The organism is Bacillus sp. 3a, from assembly GCF_017161885.1.
Taxonomy (GTDB): Bacteria; Bacillota; Bacilli; order Bacillales; family Bacillaceae; genus Bacillus; species Bacillus safensis.
The window spans coordinates 2,189,640-2,208,092 of the sequence record NZ_CP067376.1 but is presented as its reverse complement, the minus strand read 5'-3'; the positions used below and the strand labels follow the sequence as shown (position 1 = coordinate 2,208,092).

At 41.4% G+C, this 18,453-nt stretch carries 25 protein-coding genes; 8 read left to right on the top strand and 17 right to left on the bottom strand.

The window, feature by feature from the left end; all coding sequences use genetic code 11:
- Positions 1–70: 70 nt before the first annotated feature.
- Positions 71–1,456 (bottom strand): S41 family peptidase, encoded by a 1,386-nt coding sequence (locus tag JJ692_RS11335; protein ID WP_149126534.1) that lies wholly within the window; start codon positions 1,454–1,456, stop codon positions 71–73.
- Positions 1,457–1,606: 150 nt separating this feature from the next.
- Here JJ692_RS11335 and JJ692_RS11330 point away from each other — a divergent pair, with 150 nt between their 5' ends.
- Together JJ692_RS11330 and JJ692_RS11325 are read left to right on the top strand one after the other, a co-directional pair.
- Entirely contained in the window at positions 1,607–2,305 is a 699-nt protein-coding gene (locus JJ692_RS11330; protein ID WP_024422703.1) for a class I SAM-dependent methyltransferase, read from the top strand.
- A 93-nt stretch (positions 2,306–2,398) separates the two neighbouring features.
- On the top strand, positions 2,399–2,650 hold the full coding sequence (locus tag JJ692_RS11325) for a hypothetical protein (protein WP_024422704.1): 252 nt from the start codon (positions 2,399–2,401) through the stop codon (positions 2,648–2,650).
- Between the two features lie 50 nt (positions 2,651–2,700).
- Here the strand turns inward: JJ692_RS11325 and JJ692_RS11320 are convergent, their stop codons facing one another.
- From JJ692_RS11320 to cgeC, 13 genes are all read right to left on the bottom strand, one after another.
- Positions 2,701–3,531 (bottom strand): M15 family metallopeptidase, encoded by an 831-nt coding sequence (locus tag JJ692_RS11320; protein ID WP_024422705.1) that lies wholly within the window; start codon positions 3,529–3,531, stop codon positions 2,701–2,703.
- Between the two features lie 68 nt (positions 3,532–3,599).
- Positions 3,600–4,295, bottom strand: a complete 696-nt coding sequence (deoD, locus tag JJ692_RS11315) for a purine-nucleoside phosphorylase (protein WP_012010274.1) — start codon at positions 4,293–4,295, stop codon at positions 3,600–3,602.
- Between the two features lie 112 nt (positions 4,296–4,407).
- On the bottom strand, positions 4,408–4,725 hold the full coding sequence (locus JJ692_RS11310) for a hypothetical protein (protein ID WP_024422706.1): 318 nt from the start codon (positions 4,723–4,725) through the stop codon (positions 4,408–4,410).
- A gap of 54 nt (positions 4,726–4,779) precedes the next feature.
- Complete coding sequence (locus tag JJ692_RS11305) at positions 4,780–5,388, bottom strand: phosphatase PAP2 family protein (RefSeq protein ID WP_185854486.1); 609 nt, start codon at positions 5,386–5,388, stop codon at positions 4,780–4,782.
- Between the two features lie 50 nt (positions 5,389–5,438).
- Entirely contained in the window at positions 5,439–5,609 is a 171-nt protein-coding gene (locus JJ692_RS11300; RefSeq protein ID WP_065214722.1) for a YozD family protein, read from the bottom strand.
- A 250-nt stretch (positions 5,610–5,859) separates the two neighbouring features.
- Positions 5,860–6,540 (bottom strand): hypothetical protein, encoded by a 681-nt coding sequence (locus JJ692_RS11295; protein ID WP_024422708.1) that lies wholly within the window; start codon positions 6,538–6,540, stop codon positions 5,860–5,862.
- 142 nt (positions 6,541–6,682) lie between these two features.
- Positions 6,683–6,907: a YozE family protein gene (locus JJ692_RS11290; RefSeq protein WP_024422709.1), complete on the bottom strand. Its 225-nt coding sequence runs from the start codon at positions 6,905–6,907 to the stop codon at positions 6,683–6,685.
- A gap of 79 nt (positions 6,908–6,986) precedes the next feature.
- The gene (locus JJ692_RS11285; RefSeq protein ID WP_024422710.1) at positions 6,987–7,268 is read right to left on the bottom strand and encodes a YokU family protein; all 282 of its coding nucleotides are present in this window, start codon (positions 7,266–7,268) and stop codon (positions 6,987–6,989) included.
- 2 nt (positions 7,269–7,270) lie between these two features.
- Positions 7,271–8,671 carry a lysine 2,3-aminomutase gene (kamA, locus tag JJ692_RS11280; protein WP_024428317.1) on the bottom strand — a complete coding sequence of 467 codons (1,401 nt, stop codon included), beginning with the start codon at positions 8,669–8,671 and terminating at the stop codon, positions 7,271–7,273.
- 118 nt (positions 8,672–8,789) lie between these two features.
- Entirely contained in the window at positions 8,790–10,166 is a 1,377-nt protein-coding gene (locus tag JJ692_RS11275; RefSeq protein ID WP_206533762.1) for a sigma-54 interaction domain-containing protein, read from the bottom strand.
- Entirely contained in the window at positions 10,127–10,258 is a 132-nt protein-coding gene (locus JJ692_RS19150) for a hypothetical protein (RefSeq protein WP_258011130.1), read from the bottom strand. Before JJ692_RS19150 ends, JJ692_RS11275 begins: the two co-directional genes overlap by 40 nt.
- Before the next feature lie 53 nt (positions 10,259–10,311).
- Complete coding sequence (locus JJ692_RS11270; RefSeq protein ID WP_044335168.1) at positions 10,312–11,607, bottom strand: glycosyltransferase family 2 protein; 1,296 nt, start codon at positions 11,605–11,607, stop codon at positions 10,312–10,314.
- A gap of 17 nt (positions 11,608–11,624) precedes the next feature.
- Positions 11,625–11,945: a spore maturation protein CgeC gene (gene cgeC, locus JJ692_RS11265; protein ID WP_024422713.1), complete on the bottom strand. Its 321-nt coding sequence runs from the start codon at positions 11,943–11,945 to the stop codon at positions 11,625–11,627.
- Between the two features lie 206 nt (positions 11,946–12,151).
- On the opposite strand from cgeC, the gene JJ692_RS11260 reads away from it, so the two are divergent.
- Together JJ692_RS11260 and JJ692_RS11255 are read left to right on the top strand one after the other, a co-directional pair.
- The gene (locus tag JJ692_RS11260) at positions 12,152–12,553 is read left to right on the top strand and encodes a hypothetical protein (protein WP_024422714.1); all 402 of its coding nucleotides are present in this window, start codon (positions 12,152–12,154) and stop codon (positions 12,551–12,553) included.
- A gap of 15 nt (positions 12,554–12,568) precedes the next feature.
- Positions 12,569–13,531, top strand: a complete 963-nt coding sequence (locus JJ692_RS11255) for a CgeB family protein (RefSeq protein ID WP_206533761.1) — start codon at positions 12,569–12,571, stop codon at positions 13,529–13,531.
- Between the two features lie 229 nt (positions 13,532–13,760).
- Here the strand turns inward: JJ692_RS11255 and JJ692_RS11250 are convergent, their stop codons facing one another.
- Positions 13,761–14,483, bottom strand: coding sequence for an acylneuraminate cytidylyltransferase family protein (locus tag JJ692_RS11250; RefSeq protein ID WP_206533760.1), 723 nt, complete (start codon positions 14,481–14,483; stop codon positions 13,761–13,763).
- Between the two features lie 250 nt (positions 14,484–14,733).
- On the opposite strand from JJ692_RS11250, the gene JJ692_RS11245 reads away from it, so the two are divergent.
- Positions 14,734–15,762: an SDR family NAD(P)-dependent oxidoreductase gene (locus JJ692_RS11245; protein WP_206533759.1), complete on the top strand. Its 1,029-nt coding sequence runs from the start codon at positions 14,734–14,736 to the stop codon at positions 15,760–15,762.
- 51 nt (positions 15,763–15,813) lie between these two features.
- Here JJ692_RS11245 and msrB read toward each other — a convergent pair whose 3' ends face one another.
- Positions 15,814–16,245: a peptide-methionine (R)-S-oxide reductase MsrB gene (gene msrB, locus JJ692_RS11240; RefSeq protein WP_024422719.1), complete on the bottom strand. Its 432-nt coding sequence runs from the start codon at positions 16,243–16,245 to the stop codon at positions 15,814–15,816.
- On the bottom strand, positions 16,245–16,778 hold the full coding sequence (gene msrA / locus JJ692_RS11235) for a peptide-methionine (S)-S-oxide reductase MsrA (protein ID WP_024422720.1): 534 nt from the start codon (positions 16,776–16,778) through the stop codon (positions 16,245–16,247). The genes msrB and msrA overlap by 1 nt, the downstream gene beginning before the upstream one ends.
- A gap of 137 nt (positions 16,779–16,915) precedes the next feature.
- On the opposite strand from msrA, the gene JJ692_RS11230 reads away from it, so the two are divergent.
- The 3 genes from JJ692_RS11230 to JJ692_RS11220 all read left to right on the top strand — a co-directional run bounded on the left by JJ692_RS11230 (position 16,916) and on the right by JJ692_RS11220 (position 18,448).
- The gene (locus tag JJ692_RS11230) at positions 16,916–17,347 is read left to right on the top strand and encodes a MarR family transcriptional regulator (RefSeq protein WP_007500780.1); all 432 of its coding nucleotides are present in this window, start codon (positions 16,916–16,918) and stop codon (positions 17,345–17,347) included.
- Between the two features lie 54 nt (positions 17,348–17,401).
- A complete protein-coding gene (locus JJ692_RS11225; RefSeq protein WP_206533758.1) occupies positions 17,402–17,662 on the top strand; it encodes a DNA alkylation repair protein in 261 nt (86 codons plus the stop codon).
- 69 nt (positions 17,663–17,731) lie between these two features.
- Complete coding sequence (locus JJ692_RS11220; protein ID WP_241257942.1) at positions 17,732–18,448, top strand: DUF4397 domain-containing protein; 717 nt, start codon at positions 17,732–17,734, stop codon at positions 18,446–18,448.
- The last annotated feature ends 5 nt before the right edge of the window (positions 18,449–18,453 follow it).

Genomic DNA, 18,453 nt, shown 5'->3' with positions numbered 1-18,453 from the left:
CACTTCACTCAAAATAAAGGTGGGGTTTTTCTACAATCTGAAAGCAGTCCCCTGATGAGGACTGCTTTTTTTATTTCATTTCTTTTTTCAAGACTTCAATGGCTTTTTTCATTTGTGTATCGTTGTTCTTTAGCTTATCTTGGATCTTTGTCATCAGAACGGTCGTTGTATCTCCTGTCAGGATACCGTCTGCCTTGAGATCGTTGTCTGTTTGGAAGCTTTTGACGATAGACTGGAATGCTTGATCGTACTCACCGTTTGCTTTTGCTTTGTAGCCAAGCGCTTGGAACATTTTTTGAGCTGCTTTGACTTCATCTCCATTGTCATTTAGCTCATATGATTTTTTCGGGCTTAAGTACGGCAGCTTTGCATAACTTGGGAGAGCTGCTTTCACCTGTGGTTCGATACCTTTTTTGTGAATCCAAGAACCGTCTGGTGTCAGCCATTTTGCAATGGTTAACTTGACACTAGAACCATCATTATAGTTTTGCGCATTTTGAACAGTTCCTTTGCCAAACGTCTTTTCACCCACAATTTGAATGCCTGAAGATTGGTGCAGAGCCGCCGCCATGATTTCAGCAGCGCTGGCTGAACCGCCATTTACAAGGACAACTGCCGGCTGATGGACTTTGCGTTCTTTTTCAGCCTTGTACACTTGTTTCTTCCCTTTTTCTTCAACCTGCATGATGACTTTCCCTTTATCAATAAAGTCATTGCTCATTTCAATGGCTTCTGTCATGATGCCGCCTGGATTATCTCTCAGGTCAATGACAAAACCTTTTGCCCCTTTTTTCTCAAGGTCATCAATTGCTTTATCCAGCTCTTTCGATGTGGTTTCAGCAAAGGACGTAATTTGGATTTCTCCTATTTTGTCTTTTGTGAGTTTTGCATACACCGTTTCAAGCGGAATGGTGTCTCTTGTGATGGTCACATCTACATTGCCGACTCCTTGACGGTTAAGATGCAGCTTAACATCCGTTCCTTTTTTCCCTCTAATGAGAGAGACTGCTTTATTGACCGACATTCCTTTGGTGCTTTTTCCATTCACTTTTAAAATATGATCATGCGGTTTCAAACCAGCTTTTTCAGCAGGAGAGCCTTTAATCGGCGCAACAATTAAAATTTGTCCATCCTTCTCTTCAACTTGTGCACCAATTCCTTCAAATGAAGAAGAAATGGTATTATTAAATCCTTCGGCTTCCTCCTGATCCATATATGTAGAGTATGGATCATCAAGTGATGCAATCATTCCTTGGATCGCACCATCTACTAGTTTTTGATCATCCGTTTTTTCGTAATACTCATCCTTTACCTTCGTATACGCAGCCATGAGTTTACTAAACTTCTCGTCTCCTGAGACGCTGACAGCACCTTGTTTTGTGATCACAAATGTAATCGCTGAGGACAGTGCAGCAGTCACGAGAATGGCTACCACGAACTTCATTTGTTTTTTCAAAAAAACACCACCTTTATCTCCTTTCATTATTATCAAGGACGAGGCTTCATCCGTCAACCAAAGGATCAACTTCTATTTGAAAAGATAAGCCATTTGCCCCTCTATTGCATAATCTTTAGAGAGGAACAGGATAAGGAAAGAAGGGATTATATGAGTGATTATGTAGAAATGCTTGCTTATTTTGGCGTATCAGGTGCCCATCCTGGCGGAATTGAGTTAACAAAAACGATGATTGAGCATATAAAACTGCCGCCTCATGCACGAATACTGGACGCTGGATGCGGTACAGGACAGACCGCCGCCTATTTAGGAAATATTGGTTATCAGGTGGAGGCCATTGATACGCATCCATTGATGATTGAAAAGGCGAACCTGCGATTCAAACGGGAGGAACTGCCTATCCGTGCTTTAGAGGCATCCATTGAGCAGCTGCCCTTTCCAGATCAAGCGTTCTCTCTACTCATCAGTGAATCTGTTTTAAGCTTTACCAAGCTGCCTGATGCACTAGCTGAAATCAAACGTGTGCTTGCTCCTGGCAGTCAACTGATTGCAAATGAAGCTGTGTTAAAAGCCCCTCTTACGCCTGAAGAGCTGGCAGCTGTTCGAAATTTTTACGGCTTTCACTCGCTCTTGTCGCTTGAAGAATGGAAGGAGCAGTTAACAGCAGCAGGCTTCCGTGACATTCAGATTCTTTCATTCGATGAACATATGGTGCAGGAGGAACCGACAGAGATGGAATTATCTGAACACATACCGCCTTCTCTTTACGAGACACTGCAAACACACTACGATCTCATTCAAGCACACCGAAAGCAGCTAAGCCACATTCTATTTGAATGTACCGTATAAAATGAGCGAATCTCCTATATGTTTTGTCCAAACTCTATGAAGTCTCTCGCATAGGATAAGAGTGAAAAGAGTTTTGTCATAAGGAGGAAAAACATGGAGCGCTACTACAAGCTTTGTCAGCAGCACATGGGGAAAGTCGCTAGAATTACTGACCGTAATGGCAGAGTACACGTCGGACGCATTGAGCGTGTGACAAACCGCAAAGTTTATATTCGTCCAGTCGGCGGGTCTCGCGGAGGCTTTGGCTTTGGCTATTGGGGCGGATATTATGGCTGGGGTGCAGCGTATGGCATCGGCCTCGGTTTCATTACCGGCTTCGCATTAGCAGGATTGTTCTTTTTTTAAAAGAAGAATAAGAGAAGGCCTCCCGAATAGCTGGGAGGCCTTTAACTTGTTTAGATTTTCTTTACTTTGTTCATGTATTCTTCAAATGTTAAATCATGATCATGCATCGCTTTTGCGGCTTCTTTTCCCACATAGCGCAGATGCCACGGCTCATATTCGTATTTCGTAATGTCTTCTTTTCCTTTTGGATAGCGGATGATAAAGCCATATTTATAGGCGTTTTTAGCCACCCATTTGCCATCTGGTGTTTCACCAAACTTTTCAGAGATCTCAAAACCGGCACTTTTTGAGGAAATGTCCATGGCTAAACCTGTTTGATGTTCACTTTCGCCTGGTAAAGCGACTGCTTCTTGTGCTTTTTCTTTGCCTTTTAATTTGACCTCACTATCAAAAATGACTTTTTGACGGTCATAGGAGCGATAGCCAGATACTGCAGCAAGCTCGAAGTTTTCCTTTTTTGCACCTTTGAATAACTTCTCAAGCGCTTCCGCTGCTTCTTTGCGGATATATCGCTTTTCAATATCTTCCGAAAAAGAGAATTCTACTTTTGGTACAACGAGATCAGAAGGTTTATAGGTTCCTGGTAATGCATATTCTTTGTTGACAAGTGCTAGCACATTTTCAGGATTTTGAATGGTTTTCAGACCGCTCACAACCTTGATGTCATTGAAATATTCACTCTTTAACGTCAGCTCTTGATTCGATGAATCTGCCTTATCGTTTGAGTTGTGCTGGGGAGATGAACTTGCTGCGTTTTTTTGTTCGTTTGTTTTGTTTGATTCAGATGTACCGCTTTTTTGATCCAGCAACTGGCAGCCTGATAGCGCGGCTGTCAAACCAAGAATCGATGCGATTGAGAGTATTTTGTAGCTTTTCTTCATGACATACCTTCCTTTTGCTCTTCTAAAAAAATAAAGATGCGCTACATTGTAGCACACCCTTTATACTATTATAAAACGGAGTCTAGCGCAATTAAGATCATTTCATCAAACGTTGTTTGACGCTCTTCAGCCGTTGTTTCTTCTCCTGTTAGAACGTGGTCACTCACAGTCAAAATGGATAACGCTTTTCGATCAAATTTTGCTGCAAGAGAATAAAGAGCGGTTGTCTCCATTTCGATCGCTAGGATACCATATTGAGCCATGAGCTCAAGTGGTTTTTCATTGTAAAATTGGTCTGCTGTAAATACATTTCCAACACGTACAGCGACATTTTTTGCTTCTGCTGTGTCGTAGGCTTTCTTGAGCAGGCCAAAATCAGCACATGGCGCATAATCAATCGGTCCAAATGCCACACGATTCATTTGTGAATCTGTTGATGATGTCTGGGCTAAAATGACGTCACGTACATTAACATCTCTTTTGATGGCTCCGCAAGATCCAACGCGAATTAAGTTTTGAACATCATAGCTTTGAATGAGTTCATTCACATAAATTGAAATAGACGGTACGCCCATTCCAGTGCCCTGTACAGAAACACGTTTCCCTTTATAGGTTCCAGTATAGCCATACATTCCGCGCACTTCGTTATAGCACTCAACATCTTCTAAATATGTATCTGCAATATATTTCGCACGAAGCGGATCGCCTGGCAGCAATACCGTTTCTGCAATTTGTCCTTTTTCTGCTCCAATATGTACACTCATTTTTTAGCCTCCACTTACGTTTACTATGTATTTTATCCTATTTATTATAAACGATCGAGCTTAAAAAAGAAAATACCAGCTGGATCTCAAGCTGGCATCATTCATTATCTATTTAACCTATCGTCATTAGTCGTTCACTGCGTTTCCACCCTGCCGGAGAGAGCTGATAATAGCACTTCCCCTTTTTCTTATCATCAATCACAACAATATCACCTGTTGTGATAAACCGCGCATTGTAATCATTAGGGACTGTATCATGTACATTAAATGTCGAGAATGCTTTTTCCAGTACATCAAGGTGTGTTCTGCCGCCAATCTTTGTCCGGTACACAGGCTGATGCCCGCTTGCAGCGCCATATTCAGGTGTCTGATAAATGGTTAAGTGAAATGCTGAAGGTTTCTTTTGAAAAAATCTCAACGTCAATTGCATTCAAATCCCTCCCCTTTTATATAAAATTGGCTGGGATCTGTCCATTTCCTTCTTCTATTTTTGTCGAATGACAGGCAATCTTTCGTCAATCTTTTTACAAATGAGAAATAGAGCGAGTCCTATCGCAAAGCCTCCTGCAACATCTGTCAAATAATGCACCCCGATATACATCCGGCTGATGCCAATGGCCAGAACGCAAAGCCCTGTGATCAAATAGACGATTTTTTGTCTTTCTTTCAGCCATGGGATCATTTCAACTAATAGATAAGCAATAAAAGGGTAGATGGTGGCTGCATTCATCGAATGTCCGCTCGGAAAGCTGTAATACGTTTCAACTACAAGGTGATCAAAGGCCGGACGCTCTCTAGCAAACAGCCCCTTTAATTCATGATTGATTGTTTTTTCTGTGAGATATAGTAGAAAAAGCATCATGATAGAGTAGTAGCGCTTATACATAAACAAGACCACACTAAAAATGAGCATGATTGGAACGAGCAGCGCGCTGATGCCAAAGTCCGTCAAAGCGAGCATGACATCATTTAAAAAAGGGAGTCTGATGCTTTCAAACCATAAGATAATCTGGTTGTCCAAATCTTGAAAAACCCCAGATGCCATGAGCGCAGCAATGGCGCCAAATAAAATGAAAAGAAATAGGATGTACACGCGAAGGATTCCCCTCCCTCTCTCTTCAGAATCTCTTCAAAGTATAGTGCCTACCACGCCTCTTCTTCAACTATCATTGCTTTTTTCAGCATATATTCAAATGTAATGTCAGCCAGCTCAAATGTTTCAAGCTCAGCAGGTATGTACCCTCTTTTGATCAGCTCCACGTAGAAGAACTCCGCAATTTCCTCTGTATCAATCACCAAATCTGCTTCTTTCATTGCATTCCGCCTCCTTTTTTATGATGTATGAACGCCGGCTGTTTTTTATTACAGTTTGTCATAATGGCTCATTCCATACATATAAATGCAGTAAACAAAAAGAAAAGGGGCTTGAAAGAATGAAATGGTTAAGCATATTAGATGGAGAAACTTTTGATCAGGTGATGGGCCGTATCTTGAGGGGATGGTTTTATGTGATTGCATTTTTCTGTGTGCCTTATTTTTTATTCGTGTTAGGACAAGTCTTTCTTTAACCAAAATGTTCGTGTAAACTTTCCAAAATAAAATCCATCATATCCTTATATTCTGGATCTTTGAAAAATTCATAGAGAATTTTATAATCGTTATAAATATCAAGAAGCTCATCCACTATAGATACAGCCAGAAATTCAAGTGAAGATTCGCTTTCTTGTTTCTCTTCTAGCTGCAATAGAGCCGTTTGGACCATATCTTCTTCTAACTCTTTTGAGGTTTCTCCGACGTAATGCACAAAAAGAAGCTGATGAACAAACTGGTCCATCTCATATTTTCTTAGGACAAGCGTTAAATCTTCCTCTTCTGTTTCCAGCCACTCTCCGTCTTTCAGCCTCGTGAGTTCGTAAATGACATCTTCCCAGCCATCTTCAAGGTAGCGCCAAATTTCAGTCCGATGACCAATGATTTTAAATAGCTCTTTTCCGTAATCTTTTACATATACAACATCGCCAATGAGGAACTCATATTCAATGTCCAGCTTTTCTGTATCGACAATCACTCCGCTATACTCATCGTAAAGCTGAAGTGATGTTTCAAAATAAAGCACCTCATTATGATTGACCTCATATAAATAGTGCTGGTCAATTTGATGGACTTTTGTAATCGTTCCGACTGTGCCGTACATGACAACGACGACAATATCCCCTACTTGATATTTTGGTGCTTTCGCCTTCATTCTGTCTCCCCCTTGCCCGACTTTTGGTCTTAACGTATCGTATGCCGGCGCAAGGAATTCTGCATGGGCAACCACACCATGCAAAACGCCATTTTATTTCTCATGAAAAAACCGCTTCTCCATTCGGATAAGCGGTTGTGTGTTATTTTTTTTTGACTTCTACTTCGTATTGCTCAAACGCTTCGTCAAATGTTGTCATTGAGCTTAAATAATCACCATTTAATTCTAAATAAGCGCACAGCTCATGATAATCTGTGGAAGCTTTAGGAAAGCTGTGATCCTCATACGCAGCATTTGCGAAATGGCTGATTTCATCTTTCGGTTTTGGATGTCTGAACTTCATTAAATAATGGTAAAACGACTTCACCTGTTTTTCCCTCCGCGACACACTATTTTGTTGTTATATTATACAGCAATTTGATGACTTGTATAGGCGGAGGTACAACTTATGATGAAAAGTCAAAGTAATTTCGCTTTAATAACCGCTCCATGCTCATTAATTCCTCGTAGGAGATTTTTTCTGGAAGTTTTGTCTGATCCACTAAAATTAATTGATCTTCAATCTCTTTGACCGTCTCATCCTTTTGATAGATCATCCCGCAGTGCGTGCAGGAAATGGACGGCGTTTCGATGATTTCAATTGATTGTGTGCCCGTGATCAGTTCCCAATAGACTGTTGTCTGCTCCGCATTTGCTTTGTTTTCCTCACACCAATCACATGTCAGCAAGGCTATTTCTCCTCCTTTACGGTTTGTTCTTTTTTGAGCTGCGCTTGATATTTCTTCTCTTTTAATTCATCTCGTTTCTCACGTTTGTTTTTAAGTGTGTCGTGCTCAGGATTTGTCTCATATGCTTCTCTACGTTTCATTCGGCTTAAATTCTCAGGCGTAAACGATCTCGCTTCATCCTCAAATAGTGCGGTAATACCAATTGCCGGTTCTTGTTTCTCTTCATAAATTTCATTAAAATACGCATCTGCCTGGCCTGCGACGTAATGCTCTGGTTCTGGATAAGAGGTGATGACACCTTCAAAGTTACGAAGGACGACTTTGTCAGGGCTTTGCGATAATAAATAATTTGGCTGTAAGGCAATTTTCCCTCCGCCTCCTGGCGCATCTACAACAAAGCTTGGTACTGCATAACCACTCGTATGTCCTCTTAAACCCTCAATGATTTCAAGCCCTTTTGATACCGGCGTTCTAAAGTGGCCAATGCCCTCAGATAAATCACATTGATAAATATAATATGGTCTGACCCGAATCTTCACAAGATCGTGCATCAGCTTCTTCATAATCGGCACACTGTCGTTAATACCTGCAAGGATGACGGCCTGATTCCCTACAGGAACGCCGGCATTCACGAGACGTTCGCACGCTTCTTTTGCTTCTTTTGTGATTTCAATACTTGTATTGAAATGGGTGTTCAGCCAAACTGGGTGATATTTTTTCAAAATCTCGCACAGCTCATCTGTAATACGCTGCGGAAAGACAACCGGCGCGCGGGTTCCAATCCGAATGATCTCAACGTGCGGAATATCTCGTAAGTTTTTCAAAATGTATTCAAGCACTTGATCATTGATTAAAAGCCCATCTCCGCCAGAAATTAACACATCCCGCACCTCAGGTGTTTCTCTAATATATCCAATTGCAGCATCTAACTGCTTTTTCGGCACACCCATACCAATCTGGCCGGAAAAACGTCTTCTCGTACAATAACGGCAGTACATGGAGCACTGATTTGTCACAAGAAACAGCACACGATCTGGATATCGGTGCGTGAGCCCTGGGACAGGTGAGTCCTCATCTTCATGCAGCGGGTCTTCCAGATCATATTTTGTTTTATGAAGCTCTTCTGCAATTGGCACAGATTGCATACGTATTGGACATCTTGGATCGTCTGGATTCATCAGTGAGGCATAGTAGGGTGTAATGTTGAGTGGAATGGTTTTGGTGGAAATCTTTACCCCTTCTCGTTCCTCTTCTGTTAAGTTTACGATTTTTTCTAAATCCTCAAGCGTTTTCACGGTATGCGTCAGCTGCCAAATCCAGTCGTTCCACTTTTCCTCAGGTACATCCTTCCAAAGCTCAATGTCCTTCCAGTGACGTGCCGGTTCATACAATTTCTGATTCATATCCATTCCCCCTATCAGCATTCACTTTATACTATGCAAGTTATGTGCCAACATGGGAAAATGCCCCTATTCTTTACAAAAGGAGCTTTTACCCGTCATATTCAATTGGATGTTGTGCCTATATTTCGGCATCTGCATATTTCTTTAATTTATATTGCAGCGTTTGTCGAGGGATTTTTAAAGCAGCGGCGGTTTTTTTAATATTCCCATTATGCTGATGTAAAGCTTCTTGAATCAATGTTTGTTCAAATGAAGACACTTGATTTTTTAAGGAGGATTCAGATGTTTCTTTTTCCAGCTTTTGCTCACGTAAATGAGCCGGAAGGTATAAAGGGATGATCTCTTCCGCTTCCTTTGGCATCATCAACACAGCATGTTCTATTGTATGTTTTAATTCTCTGACATTCCCAGGCCAGTGGTGCGCCATAAACAATCGTTCCGTTTCTTCAGAAAGGCGTGTAACGTTTTTTGAAAACTGCTGATGATAGGTTTGAATGAAGTGGCGGGATAGCAGCGTGATATCTTGCTTTCTCTCACGAAGCGGCGGGATATGAAAAGATGATACATGCAGTCTATAAAATAAATCTTCTCTTAAAATTTGCTTTTTCACTGCTTCGAATGGGTCCATATTGAGCGCAGTAATGAGCCGAACATCCACTTGAATGGACTTTGCATCACCGATGCGGCGGACAACGCCATCTTCTAACACACGTAATAATTTCGTCTGCAGCGTGAGCGGCATCGCTTGCAGTTCATCAAGAAAAAGTGTGCCCCCATCAGCTAATTCGAAAAGTCCCTTGCGATCAAGCGCGCCCGTATAGCTCCCTTTGACAGATCCGAACAATAAACTTTCAAGTAATGATTCTGGGAGTGCTGCGCAGTTTTGCGGAATGAACACTAGATTTTTTCGATCAGATTCATGGACAATGGCTTGAACGAGCACTTCTTTTCCTGTCCCTGTTTCCCCGTAGACAACAACTGATGATGGATAAGCAGCTGCTTTTTTTGCCCTTTCAAGCATTTCTTTTAAAAGCGGATCATTTGTTAAAAATGAAGCAAAATCATGCATTTGTACGGCCTCAGCCGCATCTTGTGTCCGCTTTTTTTGACCTAAACGATTGGAAAGGGCTGACAGCTTTGAAACATCTTTTGCGACTTCGACCGCGCCTATTAACTCGTTATCTTCGATAATAGGCAATGTCGTGTTCACTGTTTCAATCCTTTCTCCATTTTTATTCAAATAGGTTTGCAGCGAATGATAAATGGGCTTTCCTGTTCGCAACACATGCATGAGCGTACTTGTTTTTTCAGTTAAAGAGGGATACACATCAAGGATGTACTTGCCAATCACCTCTTCTTTTTGTAAACAGTCAAACTTAGCGGCATTATGATTGTAAAAAATCGTCATCCCTCGATCATCTACAACGTGAATGGCTTCATCAATAGCTTCTAAAATCAATTCAAACCAATCTGCTCTTTCGACAACCTTCCCCATTCTTTCCCCCTCACTTTCAGTGCCAAAAAACCGGCATCAATTGCCAAGTTTTCAGCGGCTTGATCGTTCTTAAAGGTTCCTGTCCTTTTCATGTTTCGCTTTTTCCTTTCTACTTCCTGCAATCATTGCGAAAAAAGCACCCCTCTTATGAGGAGTGCTTTCGTCCGGATGTTTGATAAAGAGACATATCGAATTCTTGCAGCGATTCCCTATACAGCGGCACAATCGGCTTTCCTTCCTGAAAAAACGCAAATTGGGATGGGTACAGCTTAATCGGCTGATGATAAAAAGCAAATCGCTTCACGACCTCAGGATCAATTCGGCAAAAGGTATGATGCACAAGTAAATAAACATCTTGTTTCCATTTAAACAGGCGCCTGTTTGGCGGACTGAAAACTGGAGAAGCTTGAATGATGCTGCCATCCTCAAATGCCTGGAGCTGATCATTTGAAATCGTATAGATCTCCTTTGGGTGAAACTGAAAATATTGCACGTCACGTTTTGAAGCAAACCGTCTTTTTTTCTGATCTTCAATATAAAAGAACGTTTTCCCATAATCTGCGGTGACAACTGTATAATTGGGTACTGCCAGCTTCTCTTTCATTTCATATTTCATCTCACATAACAGTGGAACACGGATCGCACGCCTGTTCTTTTCATTGATCCAGCGTTTTTCAATTCCATGAAGTTTCCCGTCTGCGATTTGATAATAATCTCCTTCTTTTTCAATGACCGTTCCGTCAATTAAATCATACGGCATACTCGAAAACAGATGATGAAAGGAATGAGGCGTTTTATACGTTGTATCCAGTACATCTTTTAATGGAAAAAACGCAGCGAAGTGATTCAGCCTCATCCAAAATACAGAATCTGCATGATGCCAGTGCTTTGGCTCATCGTCCCAATATTGTCCGTATTTTTCATAAATCAGTGGAAGCAAGCAGCTTCTGTGCATGACCGAACAATGGTCCACTTGAAAGGACGCATGCTCTAAGATTTGATCTGCTTCTCGAATAAAACTCATCGTTTCCACTAAATGCTGATCAACATGCACGACCCGCTGCGAGGAATACACAATATCTATGTGAGGCTTCGACCGAAAAACATCCACCATTTTAAGCAAACGATCTTTATGGTACACGGTATCATCGGTTAAATAACAAATGAGCTCACCTGTTATACGGGTTAATGCTTCATTAATAAGCGTCGCATATCGTGCGGTTAACAGCCGTTTTGCCGGATGAACTGTGTGCGAATACAGCTGAATGCGTTCATCACTTAAATAGGGCTGGATCTTTTGAATGGTGCCCTCTTCTGAGCCATCATCCATAATCAAAAGCTCCCAATGCGGATACGTTTGATCTACCATACTCTTTAGCACACGATCAATGAAATCTGGTTTATTGTAGCTTGTTAAAATCACCGATACTTTCATGATCATTATCCTTTTTGATTAGATTAAAAAGCCCCCCAGCTGACAATGTTCACATAAGGAACACTCACTCTTAGCTGATTTGTCGCGTTTTTAAAGACTGCAACCGTATCAAACAATTGCACGACAACCACGTTTTGAAGTACATCTCCATTGACTAAATGAACACGCGGCACTGGAATGCCAAGCTCAAGCCATGGACGAAGTAATTCTTTGATGTCTGACACATTCTCTTCCCCACTTTCTTCTAAAAGACGAAGAAGAAGTAAAATCAAGATGACTTCAAGCACTCCTTCCGACTCTAGTAATTCTTCGTTCCAACCATCTAATAATTGTTCAAATTCCATTCATAATCCCTCTCTCTTCACATTTAATCTTTACTAGAGTATGAGCGCCACTTCATTTAGCCTCAGCATTTGAAAACATTTTTAAAAATGTGTGAAGTGATTAAATGAAAAAAAGATCAGGAATCAGCGTTCTGCTTATGCCAAAAAAAATGAACGGCATATACATAGGGGTGAGTTTGAATTGATGAAGAAAGGATGGGGAAAAAATGAGCGAAAAGCGTGCTGAATTAAAAAAGGAACTATTGAAAGTGTTTTTCAAACCAATTACTCATGCATTAACAGCTAATCTCGAAGAAGGAGGAGTTCAAATGGAAGAAAAATTGAACGATTTATTAAGTGAAGTGGCAGCTGAGGCATCACCTTCAGATTCTGCTACAACACTCGATGTATCTCAGCCAGCAAGATGGATCTTTGCAAGACTTGCACCAGGAACAGTCATTAGCATTGTCACTGACTCAGGAGATTTAATTGGGCCAGTTCAATTTGTATCATTCGATGCTTCAACAGGCGTTGTATTTGTTACACAAGAAAGCTCTGTCACACCTACAGGCTCAGCAACGACTCTATTAGATGTAGATAAAGTTGAAAGTGTTACATTCACATCTTAATGTGAGAGGATCATCATGAAGCTTCTTTATATCAGTTCTGGCTACGGCGGAATCTATCACATGTTTGATCAATGGGTAGAAGAAAGCTTCATTGATTCCCCCTTTTCATGTGTAAAGATTGATAGAGAATCTCTACCCACTAACATGCACAAAATCCGGACATTTTCTCCGGATTTTGTTTTGATGATGATCGGTGATCATGTTCCGAAAGATGTACTTCATCAATTCAAACAAGAAAAAATCCCGATTGTTCTTTGGATGACAGAAGATCCCTTTTATACAGATGTGTCAGCTGCTTGCGCACATGAAGTTCAGCTTATATTAACGATTGATGAAGGGGTTTTGCCATTTTATAAACAATTAGGCGCTCTAAATACGCACTACTTTCCCATTCCGGCAAATACACGTGTCTTTCAGAAAAATGAATCGCCAGAAGAGATGTGCACGTATGACATTGCTCTCATTGGCTACCCTTATCCCAACCGCATCAAAGCCATCGATACACTCTTGCAGCAAAACAAATGGCGTATTCTCGTTGCAGGTAAGGAATGGCACCGTCACTTAAATAAATCACGGAGACATTATCGTGATTTCACACTGATAACGAATTGGCTGAGTCCTCAGCAAATGGCGGACATCTATCAGCAGACAGCAATTGTTCTGAATCCGCATAGGCCGGCTCAATTTGCGTATAACAAAAACAAAGCCATGATTCAAAATATGAGCCTCAATAACAGAGCATTTGACATTGCTGCAACTGGAAGTTTTCAATTGACGGATCTACATCCACCGCCTGCTTTTTCAAGCTTTGCTTTTTACAAAGATGAGGATGATTTGATAAAACAGGTGGAATACTATGGATCAAATGCAGGTGAAAGAAAGGCGGCCGCACTGAACAACTATGAGCAAGCCGTTCGCTGGAATACATTTGATACGATGCCACAAAGGCTTTATGACATTGTAAAAAGCGCCCTATAACTGGGCGCTTTCAAATTGTTGACAAAGGGCTAAAATGTTCTTGATTTTAGCCCTTTGTCTTCTTTTCAGCGTGATAGAAAGCCTTTGCAGTGTAGGAAGGGCGAGTACCGGAGCGGAGCGAATTTGACATTCGTGAGCACCGGAGCGCAGACCTGACACCGAATGCGAGGGTTTGTCTACACGCTGAAAGCGCCCTATAACTGGGCGCTTTTTCTCGTTGAATGCCAGCTTATGCATGATCTTCCGCATCTCGGCGAGCTAATAAGATTTTCTCTACCTCTTTCCGGTCTGCCTCCTGTTTCACCACAAGCGACTGCGTGTGATCCATCATATATGCTCCGACAGATCCTTCTAAAAAGGAATGAATGCATTCTTTGGCATAATGAGCATGAAAAGCATATACCGCACCATTTAGCCGGCCATACGTATATGGCTGCTCATGCTTTGGCATGAAAAAGTAATGATTGTCCTTATATAAAGTAGCTTCATTGTTTTCATGCAGTGTCCAAGTTTCATTTGGGTTTTCTAACGCCTCTGTAAAAGATGCGGTGCAGTCATATCCCCCCTCCACTAAAAGCTGCAAGCACTTCTCGATATCTGCCGGCTGTCTTAGAGGAGATGCTGGATGCAGATACAGCACAATATCAAAGGTTTTTCCCTCCCGCTCTAAATAAGCAAGCGCATGCTTCACAGCTAACAGTGACGGCGTTTGATCTGTCACATGTGTGCTTGGCAGTTCAATCACATTTGCTCCGTAGTGAGATGAAATGATTTGCGTATTGACATCCTCTGAGGAGACGATGACTTCATCTAATTCAATCATTTGCAGTAACGGCTGAATGGTCCAATAGATAAGCGGCCTCTCTGCCAATATGCGTATGTGTTCATCATGCTGGCTGTCGTGACTTCTAAATGCAGGTATCATGGCTAAAATACGATTTCCCCTATACATGTCTTCTCTTCTCCCCTCGCGCACAGCTCCCTACAATTTTCTTCTCTGCCCGAGCTGACCGCAGTACTGAAGTATTCAGGTCTCTCGTTTTTCTAGTTGATCTCTTATCTCTCCATATTCTATTAAGACAACAAGCAGATGGTTATAATTTGTTCACCTAATTTATACATGAAGTGGTTCTTTTCCTCAAACGAATGCCGCTCTTTCACATATGATGCAAAGTAGAGAAATGAGAGTTGGGGGATTAGATATGTCCAAACAGATAGAAACGACTTTGAAGACCTTTTTTCGTGACAAAACGATATTGGTTACAGGCGGTACGGGGTCAATCGGCCGGCAAATCGTGAATAAATTAACAAGTTGCTCTCCAAAGAAGATAATCGTCTTCAGTAAAGATGACAGCAAACAATACATGATGAAAAATGAGTACGCAGATCATCCAGGGGTCGTATTCGCTTTAGGAGACGTCCGGGATGCAAGCCGCGTGAGACAGCTTGTCAAGGGTGTGGATATCATTTTCCATGCAGCGGCCTTAAAACAAGTACCCACTTGTGAAGATAATCCGTTCGAAGCTGTTCAAACGAATATCATCGGCGGGCAGCACGTCATTGAAGCCGCTCTCGAACATGAAGTGAGTCATGTCGTCAACATTTCAACTGACAAAGCGGTTTCTCCAACGAATGCCATGGGTGCAACAAAATTGATTTCAGAAAAACTATTTTTCCAAGCAAACGAAAGTATTCCGAATCAAAAAACGAGGTTTTGCTCTGTACGCTTTGGCAATGTGCTTGGATCTAGAGGTTCCGTTATTCCGATCATGCTCCAGCAGCTATTAAATGAAAAACCTTTGACCGTGACTGATCCTCATATGACACGTTTTTTTATGTCCATTGAAGAGGCTGTTTCCCTCACACTTCAAGCAGCAATCATGATGAAAGGCGGCGAAACCTTCATACTCAAGATGGAGTCCTTACAGCTTGCCGATCTCCTAAAAGCGTTTCATGAATATGCCGATCAAATCAATGCTAAATCTCCGGATATTCTTGTAGTCGGAAAAAGACCTGGCGAAAAGCTTCACGAGGAGCTCACATTTCCGCACGAAGCAGATGCACTGTTTGAACATGAACAATTTTATGCCATTTTACCGAGACCACATTTGCACCCTGCCTTTCAAAAAGTCGACTTAACGAATTACACCTCAAAAGAAGCACCGCTCATTACAAAAGAAAAGCTGTTCCACATCATCGAACAATTACATCGTACACATCATAAAAAATAAAAAATCGTCACACGGAAGCAGCTGCTTTCCATGTGACGATTTTTAAATGGATCAATCAAATAGATGTTTCAAATCCCCGTAGCCTTCTTTTTCAAGATCATCCTTTGGGATAAACTTTAAAGCGGCTGAGTTAATACAATACCGAAGACCGTTTGGCCCTGGTCCATCAGGAAAAACATGACCTAGATGAGAATCAGCAGTTTTACTGCGAACCTCTGTCCGCACCATTCCATGACTCGTATCAACCTTCTCTGCTACTTCTTCCTCTTCAAGCGGTTTTGTAAAACTTGGCCATCCGCAGTGGGCATCAAACTTATCTAAAGAAGAAAAAAGCGGCTTTCCTGAAATGATATCCACATAGATACCTTCTTCTTTATGATCCCAAAATTCATTTTGAAATGGCGGCTCTGTGCCATTATTTTGCGTGACTTCGTACTGCATGCGATTTAATTCTTTTATACGCTTTTCTTTTTCATTTGCCATTATTTATCACTCCAATGGGACTCAATAAAACCGGCTCTGCCCGAACCGACATGATATCGTTCGTAGTGCATTTTGTTTTTCTTATAATAATGCTGATGATATTCCTCTGCTGGATAAAAAGGACCTGCGTCTAAAATTTCTGTAACGATTGGCTTTTTGAAAATCCCGCTTTGGCTCAGCTGCTCTTTCGATGCTTCAGCTAGCTTTCGCTGCTCGTCATGATGAACATAAATACCTGTACGGTAAGATTCCCCTCTATCGCCAAATTGCCCGCCATCGTCTGTTGGGTCTATTTGCTGCCAATACAGCTCTAGCAGCTTCTCATATGGGAACACGTCAGGGTCAAACGTAATTTGAACCGCTTCTCTATGACCCGTTGTATTTGTACATACTTCCTCATAGGTCGGATTCACTGTATGTCCGCCAGTATACCCTGATTCAACTTTGATAATGCCCGGCTGTTCATCAAAAGGTTTAACCATACACCAGAAGCAGCCTCCTGCAAATGTGGCTAATTCTTGTTTTTCAGACATATTAGTGCCCCCTTCATTTTAAAAATGGTATCATCATATTATAACATGATAAAAAATAATGAAAATGATACGACTTGTATACCAAAATAAAAGAAAGCATTCTGTCGTATCTTTAAAATATAATGGGGGTTTAATGATTGGAACAAAGAAAACAAATGATGTACGAAATGGACACTTTACTGAGAACCGTATTTAAGCAGATCCGTTATGAAATTAACAGCCTGCTCGAAAACGAATTATCTCGGAATGAATTTCTTATTTTAAACCTGCTCCGTGAGCAAGGTGCAAAAAAAGTAACGGAATTCGCTTCCATTCTTGGAGTGTCAGCAAGTCATATTACCGCTGTGACTGACACACTCGTAGAAAAAGGCTGGATCACCCGTATCCGTTCAAAAGAGGACCGCCGCATCATCAAAATCCACTTAACCGATAAGGGTAAGGAAATTACTGAGCATTTTGAGAAAAAGAAAACAGAATACTTTATGGAGCGATTTGAATCATTTGATGACGAAGAACTAAAAACGATGATCAAATTATTTAAAAAGCTGGATAAAAGTCAAAAGGATTAAGCATAGATTTTAGCGCTTAGGACATGCTACGGATAAAAAGAGGTGGAATGAACCATGACAAGCCCTTACCTTTGTCCAAACTGTAAAACAAACAGAACGCGCTTTAATCTCATTGAGCAGCTTTCAGAACCTGTCAAGCTAGATCCAGCAACAGGAGCAGTTGTCGAAAGATACGAAGGAGAACAGCTGTCTCCTTTTCACTTGAGCTATCAAGGTCCTCAAATGAAAGTCCAGTGCGGCGTTTGTGGTTTAATTGAGGATGAAAAAACGTTCATTAAACTAGCTGAATATCATCAATATTCTTCTCATTCTTAACATGCCGGCCTGACGGAATACGTCAGGCTTTTTTCTATGCTTCTTTTGCCTATACAGATCTTCTTTTTCATGCATACGCTACAAAAAACACCATTGCATGAGAAAGAAGGGATTGATGACATGCAGCAGCTCTTTTATCATGACTTTCCATATCGGCCATTCGCTGACACCTACGAGCATCTTCAAAGCAGCCCTTCATCAAAAGCCTTTATTCGATTATTTCACGCTGCACCAGATCTCAGTGAGCTTGCTGTTTATGTGAACCGGAAGCAGGTAATGAAACCAATGCCTTACAGCCATTTGACCGCTTATATGGAGTGGGATGAGGGAATGTATGAAATAGAAGTGTTCAAACTGGCTACAAATGAGAGAATTCTTCATTCCCGCATTCGATTTAAGAGCGGCGAGGTCTACACATTATGTATCACAGGTGCCCGTGCAGGCTTTGCACTGCTGACTGAGCAGCAGATTCCTTTGATCAAACAAGAAGACCTGTCAGCCCTTACATTTGTACAGCTGTCTCCGGACCTTCCTTCTATAGATATATATGAACGAGACCAAGGGATCATATCGAAGGAGCTTGATTATGTAAACAGCACCCACATTCATCATTTCTCTCCAAATAAATATCATTTTGAATTGAAAGCTGCCGGCACTCAAAGTGTACTGCTTGATATCCCAAAAGTTCATCTACAAACAAAGCGTGCATACCTGATCCTGCTTCATGGTTTTGCGAACGGAGAACCTGAACTTATGGCAAAGGTGGTCTTGTCTCGGCAACTATAAAAAAG